Source organism: Streptomyces sp. SID13726 (genome assembly GCF_010548375.1).
Lineage (GTDB): Bacteria > Actinomycetota > Actinomycetes > Streptomycetales > Streptomycetaceae > Streptomyces.
This window is the reverse complement of record NZ_JAAGLY010000857.1, coordinates 1-386: the sequence shown is the minus strand read 5'-3', so window position 1 is coordinate 386 and position 386 is coordinate 1. Positions and strand designations below refer to the sequence as shown.

At 74.6% G+C, this 386-nt stretch carries 1 protein-coding gene; it reads right to left on the bottom strand.

Annotation, left to right across the window (positions count from 1 at the left end; translation table 11 throughout):
* The coding region (locus tag G3I78_RS50675) for a hypothetical protein (protein ID WP_164437432.1) at window positions 1-252 on the bottom strand (252 nt) is incomplete at its 3' end.
* Window positions 253-386 lie beyond the last annotated feature (134 nt).

Below are 386 nucleotides of genomic sequence, written 5' to 3'. Positions count from 1 at the left end.
CAGCACCGCGCCCAGGGTGAGCAGCACGTTCTGAGCACCGGGGCCCGAGGCCTCGTTCGGGCGGGCGGGGGGAACCGGCGCGTGCCCCGCCCAGCCGTGCGGCGCGGGCACCGGCGGCAGCAGCCGCAGCAGCCAGTCCCGCCGGGCCAGCAAGTACGCGCGCCGGGCGTCGAGTTGGGCCAGCTCCCGGTCGAGGAGCGCCAGCTCGTGGCCGGGCGGCAGGGGTGTGCCGTGTGGTGGTGGAGTCGCCATGCTCCGGAGTGTGGCGCCCGTCACGCCGTCAGGACATGGGTGTGCGTACTCAGATCCGCGCTGAGTACGCGGGGGCGGGAAGGGAGTAGGGCGGGAAGCGGGAAGGGAGTAGGACGGGAAGCAGGACGGGAGTG